Origin of the sequence: Micromonospora sp. DT231 (assembly GCF_049847025.1) — a bacterium.
In the GTDB taxonomy this organism is placed as follows: domain Bacteria; phylum Actinomycetota; class Actinomycetes; order Mycobacteriales; family Micromonosporaceae; genus Micromonospora.
Window position 1 is genome coordinate 287,287 of record NZ_JBNCNO010000001.1, and the last position, 10,189, is coordinate 297,475.

Consider the following 10,189-nt stretch of genomic DNA (forward strand, 5'->3'; position numbering starts at 1 on the left):
TGGAGTCGGGATGTCAGAGCTGGCCGGCGCGCCGGTGCCGGGGTTGACGAAACTGTGGACGCACGACCCGGTCACCGCAGGCCCCTATCGGCTGGTCGGGCGGCTGGGCGCGGGTGGTCAGGGGGTCGTCTATCTCGGTGAGGACGACGCCGGTGACCGGGTCGCGGTCAAGATGGTGAACGTCGATCTGAGTGATCCACGGGCGCGGTCGCAGTTCGTGAAGGAAATCGCCGCCGCACGCCGCGTCGCGCCGTTCTGCACCGCGCAGGTGCTCTTCGCCGAGGTGGACGGTGATCGGCCCTACGTGGTCAGCGAGTTCATCGAGGGCCTGACCCTGCACCGGCACGTCCGCGAGCGTGGTCCGGTGACCGGCAACGCCCTGCACCGGCTCGCGGTCGGCACCGTTACCGCGCTCGCCGCGATCCACAGTGCCGGCGTGGTGCACTGCGATCTGAAGCCGGACAACGTGGTGCTGGGCGAGGACGGTCCCCGGGTGATCGACTTTGGCATCGCCCGCGCGTTGGGCGTCACCGACACGGCGACCAGCCGGGTCATGGGGACCACCGCGTACATGGCGCCCGAACGGTTCCGCAACGACGCGGTCGGTCCACCCTGCGACGTCTTCGCCTGGGCGGCCACGATCGCCTTCGCCGCCGGTGGTCGGCCGCCGTTCGGCAACGACTCGCTCTTCGCCGTGATGCACCGGGTGCTGAACGATCCGCCCGAGCTGCCCGCGTTGCCGCCCGTGCTGGACGAGCTGATCCGGGAGTGCCTGGCCAAGGATCCGGCGGACCGGCCGGCCGCCGAGCGAGTGCTGGTGCGGCTGCTCCGGCAGGACGGCAGGGTCGCCGCTCCGCTCCCTCGGGAGAGCCTGCTCGAGGTCGGCAACGAGACCGCGGGCGCGCCGACACCGAACCACCCGCTGCCCCCGGTCACGCCGACGGCAGCGCAGCCGCGCCCGACGCAGCCGCGGATACCGACCCAGGTCCAGCCGACCCAGCCCGTATCCCTTCCGGCGGCGACGCAGCCGGCGTACCAGCCGGTGGCGACGCAGCCGGCGTACCCGCAGGCGCCGACCCAGCCGGGATACCCGCCGGTGGTGACGCAGCCGGGACACCCGCCGGCGCCGACCCAGCCGGCATACCCGCCGGTGGCGACGCAGCCGGCATACCCGCAGGTGACGGAGCGCAGCGGTGGCGCGTTGCGGCGGCTGCGTCGGGAGGCCTCGGATGCCTGGGGCATCTCGACCGCGCTCTTCCTCGGCTCGGTCGGCGCCGCCGCCGGTTACGTCGCGTCGAGCGCGGTCGGCCCGGCCGCCGCGGTCGGGGCGGTCGCCTTCGTCGTGGTCTACCTGGTCCGGCTGCTGGTCGCGACGGCGATCGGGGGACGGTCCGACCGGCTCTGACAGGTGTGCCGGGGTCGGGGTCGCCGGCTGGCGCGGGATCGATAGGTTGACTGCCACCGCCCCGCCCGCCGAGGAGGACGCCCCGATGCCCCCAACCGCCACGCGTACGCGGCAGTGGTTGCCGTACACCGCCGCCGTCACCGCCGGGCTGGTGGTCATCGCCGGGGCGTTCGTGATCGTCCGGCAGCGCGACGCCGACTGCACCACCACGCTCGAGGTCAACTCCTCGACGGAGAAGGCGGCTCTGCTCGTCGACCTGGCCGAACGCTACAACCGCAAGGACCGGTCGATCGATGGCGGCGGCTGCGCCCAGGTGCACGTCAGCGCGTTGAACTCGGGCAAGGCCACCGAGGCGCTGGCCGCCGGCTGGACCAACACCGGCCTGCCGCAACCACAGGTCTGGTTGCCGACGTCGAGCCTCTGGACCGGCCAGCTCCGGCTGCTCGACCAGGCCGCCGGGCGGGATCCGCAGACCCCGGACCAGTACCCGTCGATCGCGAACAGCCCGCTGGTGATCGCGATGCCGCAGCCCAAGGCCGACCTGGTACGCCAGCGCGGGGCGCTGGGCTGGGGGGAGGTCCTGGGCCTCTCCGGGCGGGAGGGGTGGGCCGGCTTCGGCAAGCCGGAGTGGGGCCGCTTCACCTTCGGCAAGGACAACCCGAACCTGTCCACCTCAGGGCTGGCGGCGACGATCGCCACGTACTACGCGGCGGCGCAACTGTCCAGCGACCTGACCCGCGCCGACCTGGCCAACCCCGCGGTCACCCAGTTCGTCAGGCGGATCGAGGCCAACGTGTCGCACTACAGCGACGACTCGGTGGAGCTGTTGCGCAGCCTCGCCGAGGCGGACCTGGCCGGCGGGGCGGGCAGCACCGGCGACATGAGTGCCATCGTCCTGCAGGAGGAGCTGGTGGACCTCTACAACTCGGGCGCGCTGAGCCCCCGGCAGGACGGGCAGGAGCGGGGCCGCCGGCCGAACGTGCCGCTGGTCGCCGTCCATCCGAAGGAGGGCACGTTCAACCTGGACCACCCGTTCGTGGTGCTGCCCTCCGCCGATGGGCGGCAGCAGGCGGCGGCTGCCGACTTCCAGAAATTCCTGACCGAGGACGACCAGCAGAAGAGCTTCACCCGCCTCGGCTTCCGGGATCACCAGCAACGCGCCTCGGCGGAGTTGCTCGCCAGCGTCGGCCCCGAGCCCACCGCCGGACTCACCTACTTCAAGCCCCCGGATCCGCAGGTGGTCGGCGCGATGCTGGACGGTTGGCCTACGCTCCGCAAGAAGGCCAACATCCTGATCGCCCTGGACACCTCGGGGTCGATGGACGTGCAGGTCGGCACCGCAGGTAACCGTTTCCAGGTCGCCTCCGCGGCGGCGGACAAGGGCCTCGCGTTGCTCAACACCGAGGACCGGGTGGGTCTCTGGTCGTTCTCCTCCGAGACGCCACCGAAGCGCCCCTACCGGGAGGAGGTTCCGCTCGGCGAGTTCGACGAGAAGCGGATCAACAGCAAGATCGCCGGCCTTCACGTCGCCGGCGGCACCGCCCTCTACGCGACGATCCGGGCCGCACACCGGGAACTGCTCGAGAGGTACGACCCGCAGCGGATCAACGCGATCGTCGTGCTGACCGACGGCAAGAACGAGTACAACCAGGACAACGACCTGGACGGGTTGCTCGCCGAGGTGGCCCTGGACCCGGATCGTCCGGTGAAGGTGTTCTGCATCGCCTTCGACCGCGATTCGGACTTCGCCACCCTGGACCGGATCGCCAAGGCGTCGTCGGGCAAGGCCTTCGACGCCACCGATCCGGCCACCATCAACGAGGCGTTCGTAAAGCTGGTCAGCAGCTTCTGACGCCCGCGACGGGGCGGGGGAGACTCACCGGCCCCCGGGAGACCTGCCCGCGTCGACCAGACCGGTGGGGGAGGGCGTTCGGCGTCGGCCCGAGGCCAGCAACGGCTCACCCAGCAGGAGGGCGACTGTGGCGAGGGTCAGCAGTGCCCCGACGAGGAACGCGCCGCGGACCCCGAATGCCGACAGCGCGGCCCCGCCGACGAGTGCGCCGGCGCCGACGCCGACGTTGAAGGCGGCCGAGTTCGCGGCGAAGCCGATCTCCGTGCGGCCCGGGCTGACGTGCAGGATGCGCGCCTGGGTGGCCGTGAAGATGGGTGCGGCGGAACAACCGAGCAGCGCGAGGCCGGCGATCACCAGGGCCGGACTGCCCGCTGACTGGAAGAGCAGCAGCATTGCCGCCGCCTGCGCGGAGACCGCGAGCACCAGGGCCGCGCGCGGACGTCGGTCCAGCAGGTGGCCGAGCGTCACGACGCCGACGATTCCGGCGCCGCCGTAGACGAACAGCAGTGGGCCCACCATGCGTGCCGGGAAGCCGGCGACCTCGGTGATGAACTCACCGAGGTAGGTGAAGCAGGTGTACAGACCGGTCATCGCCACCGCCGTGGTGAGCAGTACGACCACGAAGTGCCGGCGGTCCGGGGCCGAGCCGAACGCGGCGTGGCTCTCCTCCGGTCGGGTGGTGGGCAGCAGCACGGCGATGAGGGCGGCGACGACGAGCGCGCTGATGCTGAGAACGATGAACGGCAGCTGCCATCGGCTGTGTTGCGCCAGCCAGGTGCCGGCGGGAACGCCGAGCAGGTTCGCCAGCGAGCCGCACACGGAGGTCACGGCGAGGACCCGGCCGCGTATCGCGGGTGTGAACAGCCCCACCGCCACCGAACCCATGACCGCCCAGAACACCGCCTGTGCGACGGCCACGACGATGCGAGCACCCAGCAGGACGCCGTACGAGTCGGTGAGTACGGACCCGACGGTCGCCACGGCCAGTACGACAAGCACGCCGGAGAGCACGAAACGGCGGGGCAGGTGCCGGGTGAGGTGCGCCATCGGCAACGACACGACGGCGACGGCGAGACCGTAGCCGGTGACCAGGAAACCGGCGGCCGGGAGGGACACGCCGAGGTCGGACGACATCAGACTGAGCAGGCCGATCGGCAGGTTCTCCGTGGTGTTGAAGATGAAGGCGGAGAGGGCGATCGCCAGCAGGACGCTGACGCGGCGTCCGACATCGAACGACATTCGTCTGTCGTTCCCTTCGAGTCAACGGGTGTCTGCCGCCAGCTCGCCTCCAGGATCACGATGGTGCCGATCCCCTCCGACGACGGTGGCACGGAATGGATCAGTACATCCTGCAGGACACGTTCCCGGAGGTGTTCGCGGCCGACGTCGACCCCGGCACCGCCGAGATCATGGCAGCGACGCAGCGGCCCGCCTCGGCGAGCGCCCAGGAGGAGGGCGTGACGAAGGCCGCCTGGAAGACGATCCCCTCCTTTTCGTCCTCCGTCGCCCGAGTGGGGTCGGCCGAGGCGTGAGACACGTTGGCGATCATCGATGGATTGGCCCATCGTCGACCTATGACATCGCGGCGCCCGTGTCGTACCTCGTGAACACCTCTTCGGCCACACCGCACCGCCGCCCCCGGACCCTGATCGGGGCGGTCACGGCCGGCCTCCTCGTCGTCTGCGCCACGCTCGGCGGCGTGCCCGCGCCCGCCTCCGCCGCGAACACGCTCAGCATGCGGGGCGCCGACGTCTCCTCGTTGCAGCGCAGCCTGGATCTGGGCGCCAGGTACTACGACGCCGGAGGGGTCGCCCGCGACCCACTGGACATCCTCAGGTCCGCCGGCGTCAACTACGTCCGCCTGCGTGTCTGGAACAACCCGGCCAGCGGCTACAACAACAAGAGCAGGGTGTTGGCCCAGGCGAGGACGGCCAGGGCGAAGGGCCTCAAAGTGCTTATCGACTTCCACTACTCCGACACCTGGGCCGACCCCGGCAAGCAGTACAAGCCGGCCGCCTGGGCCGGCCACAGCCTGAGCCAACTGGGCACCGACGTGTACGCCTTCACCTACGATGTCTGCTCCAGCCTCGGTCGGCAGGGCACCCCACCGGACAGCGTGCAGATCGGCAACGAGATCAACGTCGGGATGCTGTGGAACGAGGGCAAGGTCGTCAACAACGACTTCGCCCCGCTGGCCGGGCTGCTGAAGCAGGGCTACAACGCGACGAAGGCGTGTGGCGGCGGCATCCCGGTGATGATCCACACCGCCAACGCCGACAGCACCGCCAACGCCAGGTGGTTCTACGACGGCATCCGCGCCCAGGGTGTGCAGTGGGACATCACGGCCCTGTCGTACTACTGCATGTGGCACGGCACCCTGGCGAACCTCTACAACACCATCGTCGACCTGCGCGGCCGCTACGGCAAGCCGGTGGTGATCGCGGAGACCGCGTACCCCTTCACCCGCGACAACGCCGACAGCGAGCCGAACGCCATCGGCAACGCGACGTGTGACGGCATCAGCGCGACCTGGTCCGGGCAGGCCCAGGAGTTCGACTGGGTCCAGAACACGGCCCGCAACGCGGGGGCCGTCGGCGTCTTCTACTGGGAACCGACCTGGTACGCCGTCCGTGGCAACGGCTGGGACCCGGCCAACATCAACGGCACCGGAAACCAGTGGGACAACATGGCCGTCTTCGACTGGTCCGGGCGGGTGAACCCGGGCGTGCGCTGGACGCCCTGACCCGCCGGGACGCCCCGAAGGCCGCCGCCGGGCCCGGCGGCGACCTGGGGACGGCCACCGCCGGTCCGGTCCGGCGTCAGAGCCGGGAGGTGAAGGTGGCCAGGAAACGGTGTGGGGTGACCACGCCGGCGTTGTCGAAGCAGATCACGTCGACGTCGGCGTTCGTGGCGTACGGCCAGGGTTGGGTGAGGTGGCAGTAGTTGCTGCCGGCACCCTGCGCGACCACCTGGACGTGTGTCTCCTTGAGACCGACCTGCGGGAAGGTCGCCAGGTAGCGGCCGGCGGGCGCCAGCGGCGCCACCGTGTTCGCGCCGACACCGAGCACCGAGTTGTCGTTCGTCGGACCGCCCACGGCGGTGCCGAGGTAACCGAAGTGCGACGGTGGCGCCAGCGAGCCGATCACCGGCCGCCGACGGTGGTAGGAGAGGACGAAGTCGGTGTTGACGAACGCGCCGGCCTGGTCGTAGCAGAAGACGTACACCTGCACGCCGGTGCCGACCGCGCCCCAGGAGGAGACCTTGCACCGGCGCGGGCCGGCGTTCGGCTGCACGGCGGTGACCTGCACGTTGCCGGCGAGCACCCCGGCCAGCCCCACCCCGGGTAGCCGCACCAGGTACTGCCCGACGCCCACCGGTCCGGCCGTGTTCACCGCGCCCGTGGAGTTGTACGACTGCGCCACCAGGGCGCTTGCCCACTGCACGTACGCGTGGGAGGTGCCGGCCGGTAGCACACCGGAGCTGGTCGTCCAGAGCACTGTGAACGGGGTGTCGTCGCGTGTGCCGCCCGGCTTGTGGCACTGCACGTCGACGATCTCGTCGACGCCGGACTGGAACCAGCGAACCACCTCGCAGTAGTGCCCGGTCCGGTTCACCGGGGTCACGTGCGGCACGCCCCGCGCGCCGGCGCCCACCTGCGGGAACCGTACCTGGAACCGGCCCGGCGCGAGCTTGATGCCGGTGGCCCAGGCGGCCGGGAACGCGGTCTTCCAACTACCCCACTGCCGGCTGGTGTCCAGCACGGTCCAGACCGCGACGGTGGGGTCCTTGACGTACGCGAAGCCCCAGCGGTCGGCGGTGGCCGCCGCGGCCGGCGCCGCCGGCACGAGCGCGCCGGCGGCCAGGACGGCGGCCAGTGCCGCGGTGACGAACGATCGGAGACGCATCTATTCCTCCATTCGACGGGAACATGTCGGAGAGGAGTGTGCGCGTGGTGACTCCATGGTCACAGTCGGCAAGCGTGTGCGGCGATGTCGGCTGTCCGCCACTCCTGACCGAGTTGCCGCACGAGCCTCCGGCGGTCTGGCCGCTGGCGGGGGATTTCCCCCGGAACCGACACCGCCGGCCGGCGGCCGACGCCGTGGCCGCGACGGTGCGTCAGTCTCAGCACATCGGGGTGCGGCTGGTGCGAGACTCCGACGAACTGGGGGGCCGAGGCCGATGGCGCTGCTGTGGTTGCCGCGCTGGCTCCGCCGACCGGTCCGCGTCGCACCGCCCCCCGGCCACGAACTCTTCGTGGAGTGGCACGGCTCGGCCGCGGTGATCTCACACGGGGACGATCCGCCGTCGCTGCTGTGGCAGCTGGTGCGTACCGCCGTCGCGGCGTCCGACGACGTGCTGGTCCTGACCTCCGAGCGCGCCGTGCGCAGCGCCGCCTGCGGTGGCGTGCTGCGCGGGGTGGTCGAGGACGCGGCCCAGGAGTGGGGCGTCGGACGGGTCTGGGTGGCCGCGAGCGGCCTCGGCCGGCCGGACGAGGCGTACGCCTCCTGGCTGACCCGCCTGGCGGCCCGCACCGGCGTCGAACTGCTCGCCCCGGACGGTCCCGTACACGCCACACCGGACGGCACCCTCTACGCGGCGGGCGGCACGGGCGCCTGGGGTTGGCGGTCCTTCCGGCCGGGCGTCAGCAGCCCGGTGGTCGGCAACCGCTACCCGGCCCCGTCCTGGGAGCCGGCGTTGCCGGACCAGGCCGTGGTGCTGCCCGGGCTGGTGGCCGACCCCGTCCCCGCCGGAGTGCTTCTGCGTGCCTCGGCCGCCGCACCCGCCGCGGTGGGTGACCCGGCCTTTGACATGCCGGTGGACCGATACCGGCCGACGCTGCTCCTGCGCCATGTCGGCGAGCCACCACCGGATCCCTGGTCGCTCGCCGGGATCTTCGCGGGTCTGCCGGCGAGGACGATCGTTCGGATCGAGACCGCACTGCTCGACCCGACGGCACCGCCGCCGCGCGCCGACTGGGTGACCGCACTCGCGGCGGCCCTCGACGAATCGGCCGCCGTCGCCGAGCCCATCGGGGTGCCCGAGCCGGGCCAGCACCGACGGGCATCCGGCCAGTCACCACCCGTGCTGAGTGACGGTTGGGTACGCGCCAGCAGCCGCCTCTACCGCCACGCGACAGTGCCGGACCTGCTCGCCGAGGTGGTCCCATCCGGCGTCCTGTTGCGCACGGCTGGCGCCCGTCAGCCCGACGGCATGGCCTTCGTCGACCCCGCCGAGTGGGTGCTGGCGGTCGACGTCCGCGACTCCGACCGACTGGTCGACCAACTGTGCCGGATGCTCGTCGCGGCCGGCGGAGCACCGGGCCTCACCCTGGTGGGGCAGACCGGCGAGGCGACGAGGGTACGCCTGGAAGCGGCGCTGCGCGCCGAGGCGGCACCCCTCGCGGGGCTGCCGGTGGACGTCCGGGCGACCTCGGCGACGGGGACCGGCCAGCCTTCCGTGGCGACCGATCGGCGGAGCAGCGTCGCGAACCAGGCGACGCTTGCGGTGCCGCTGTCACCGCGTCCGCAGACGGCGGCGGTCGCGGCCACGTCGGTGGAGGCCCCCGGGCGGGGCTGGCCGCCGGCGACCGCGCACCAGTTCGTGGATCCGGCCAGGGCGGCGCAACGTTCGGCGGAGCCGGCCGTGGCAGCCGGGGCCGTGCACCAGTTCGTGGACCCGGCGGCGCCGGCCGCCGCCGCGCGGCGGCACGTGGAGTCCCTGCCGGTCGCGAGACGGTCGGCGGCCGCTGCCGAGGCGCTGCCGGGCGCCGGCGGCCAACCGGCCGTGCAGGATCTGACCGGCGAGCCCTCACCCCCGCCTCGACCGGCCGCCGGTCCGCCACCGGTGATCACCAGCTCCGGGCCGTACCTGGGCGAGCCCGAACGCCCGGTTGTCGCCAGCGCCCCCGCCTCGGCAGGCGAAGGAGCGCTCACCCCCTCGCTTCGAGGCGCGCCTGCCGCGTACCCCGGTGGGCGCGCGGTGCACCGTTACGCGCCGGCCGTGGCGGACCCCGCCGAGGACCGGGCCAGCACCGCAGCGGAACAGCGCGACCTCGCGGCCAGCCTCGGCCCGGCCTTCACCGACTCGATCACCACCGTCAACGCCGCACTGGCCGCGTGGCCCGCGCTGCGCCAGGGCATCTCCGCGTCGGCGAAGACGGACTTCGTCGCCGTGCACGTCTTCTTCGGCCGGTCGGAGGCGGGGGCGGCCCGGCTCAACGCGGGACTGCGGGCCGGGCGGGCACCGACCCTGCCCGGCTACCTGCCGTGCCTGGTGTCCGGGTTGCGTCGCCTCCCGCCGTACCGCCGGGCCATGCTCTGCCAGGGTCGGGTGGCCGACCAGGCGCGGCACCTCTACCCCGAGGGCGGCCTGCTGGTGGAGCCCGGCTTCCGCAGTGTCAGCGGCGCCACCGACCTCGCCGTGGAGGGTGCCGATGTCGACTACCTGGTCTGGTCGCGTACGGCGCGGCAGGCCGGCGCGCTTGCCGAACAGCAGGATCTGGACGAGGCGGTGTTCCTGGCCGGGGCCCGGTTCAAGGTGCTCGCCGTCCGTGAGGGAGCGGTGGCGGCGGATCGCGTCGGCATCCCGACGACCGCCGTACTGTTGCGGGAGGTGTTGCCCGACGAGCAGTCCGTGTCCGGTCTGGACGATGCCGACCGGAGCGTTCTGAGCCGCCTGGAACGGGCGCTGACCCGGCGGAGAGCGGCCTCGCCTCGCCTGCTCACCGACGCGCACACCATCGAGCGGCTGCTCGGTCCACCGCTCGGTTACCTGGAGGAAGCCGGGGCGTCTGTCGGTGCCGGCACCGACTGACCCTCCGGTCATGAGGGATAACCCCCAACTCCGCCGGTACGGCGTCGGAAACCGCCGCGTCGGCGTTCGCCGTCGCATGCTCATCCGGTGCGGGTGTGACAGGGGGGTGGAGCCGAGAT

The 10,189-nt window shown here is 72.2% G+C and carries 7 protein-coding genes; 5 read left to right on the top strand and 2 right to left on the bottom strand.

The window, feature by feature from the left end; genetic code table 11:
• Positions 1-10: 10 nt before the first annotated feature.
• Both ACPXBU_RS01265 and ACPXBU_RS01270 read left to right on the top strand, forming a co-directional pair.
• Positions 11-1,405, top strand: coding sequence for a protein kinase domain-containing protein (locus ACPXBU_RS01265; protein ID WP_425755747.1), 1,395 nt, complete (start codon positions 11-13; stop codon positions 1,403-1,405).
• 85 nt (positions 1,406-1,490) lie between these two features.
• On the top strand, positions 1,491-3,257 hold the full coding sequence (locus ACPXBU_RS01270; RefSeq protein ID WP_425755748.1) for an extracellular solute-binding protein: 1,767 nt from the start codon (positions 1,491-1,493) through the stop codon (positions 3,255-3,257).
• A 24-nt stretch (positions 3,258-3,281) separates the two neighbouring features.
• Here ACPXBU_RS01270 and ACPXBU_RS01275 read toward each other — a convergent pair whose 3' ends face one another.
• Complete coding sequence (locus tag ACPXBU_RS01275; RefSeq protein WP_425755750.1) at positions 3,282-4,496, bottom strand: MFS transporter; 1,215 nt, start codon at positions 4,494-4,496, stop codon at positions 3,282-3,284.
• Positions 4,497-4,591: 95 nt separating this feature from the next.
• On the opposite strand from ACPXBU_RS01275, the gene ACPXBU_RS01280 reads away from it, so the two are divergent.
• Both ACPXBU_RS01280 and ACPXBU_RS01285 read left to right on the top strand, forming a co-directional pair.
• Positions 4,592-4,789 (top strand): hypothetical protein, encoded by a 198-nt coding sequence (locus ACPXBU_RS01280; RefSeq protein ID WP_425755751.1) that lies wholly within the window; start codon positions 4,592-4,594, stop codon positions 4,787-4,789.
• 116 nt (positions 4,790-4,905) lie between these two features.
• On the top strand, positions 4,906-6,000 hold the full coding sequence (locus ACPXBU_RS01285; protein WP_425756672.1) for a glycoside hydrolase family 53 protein: 1,095 nt from the start codon (positions 4,906-4,908) through the stop codon (positions 5,998-6,000).
• Between the two features lie 76 nt (positions 6,001-6,076).
• Here the strand turns inward: ACPXBU_RS01285 and ACPXBU_RS01290 are convergent, their stop codons facing one another.
• Positions 6,077-7,162 carry a hypothetical protein gene (locus tag ACPXBU_RS01290; RefSeq protein ID WP_425755752.1) on the bottom strand — a complete coding sequence of 362 codons (1,086 nt, stop codon included), beginning with the start codon at positions 7,160-7,162 and terminating at the stop codon, positions 6,077-6,079.
• Positions 7,163-7,436: 274 nt separating this feature from the next.
• Here ACPXBU_RS01290 and ACPXBU_RS01295 point away from each other — a divergent pair, with 274 nt between their 5' ends.
• On the top strand, positions 7,437-10,070 hold the full coding sequence (locus ACPXBU_RS01295; protein ID WP_425755753.1) for a hypothetical protein: 2,634 nt from the start codon (positions 7,437-7,439) through the stop codon (positions 10,068-10,070).
• The last annotated feature ends 119 nt before the right edge of the window (positions 10,071-10,189 follow it).

What these genes read in the sequence shown, in the direction of transcription:
- ACPXBU_RS01265 (WP_425755747.1), top strand. Translation starts at nt 11, where the DNA reads ATGTCAGAGCTGGCCGGCGCGCCGGTGCCGGGGTTGACGAAACTGTGG.
- ACPXBU_RS01270 (WP_425755748.1), top strand. Translation starts at nt 1,491, where the DNA reads ATGCCCCCAACCGCCACGCGTACGCGGCAGTGGTTGCCGTACACCGCC.
- ACPXBU_RS01275 (WP_425755750.1), bottom strand. Translation starts at nt 4,496, where the DNA reads ATGTCGTTCGATGTCGGACGCCGCGTCAGCGTCCTGCTGGCGATCGCC.
- ACPXBU_RS01280 (WP_425755751.1), top strand. Translation starts at nt 4,592, where the DNA reads ATGGATCAGTACATCCTGCAGGACACGTTCCCGGAGGTGTTCGCGGCC.
- ACPXBU_RS01290 (WP_425755752.1), bottom strand. Translation starts at nt 7,162, where the DNA reads ATGCGTCTCCGATCGTTCGTCACCGCGGCACTGGCCGCCGTCCTGGCC.
- ACPXBU_RS01295 (WP_425755753.1), top strand. Translation starts at nt 7,437, where the DNA reads ATGGCGCTGCTGTGGTTGCCGCGCTGGCTCCGCCGACCGGTCCGCGTC.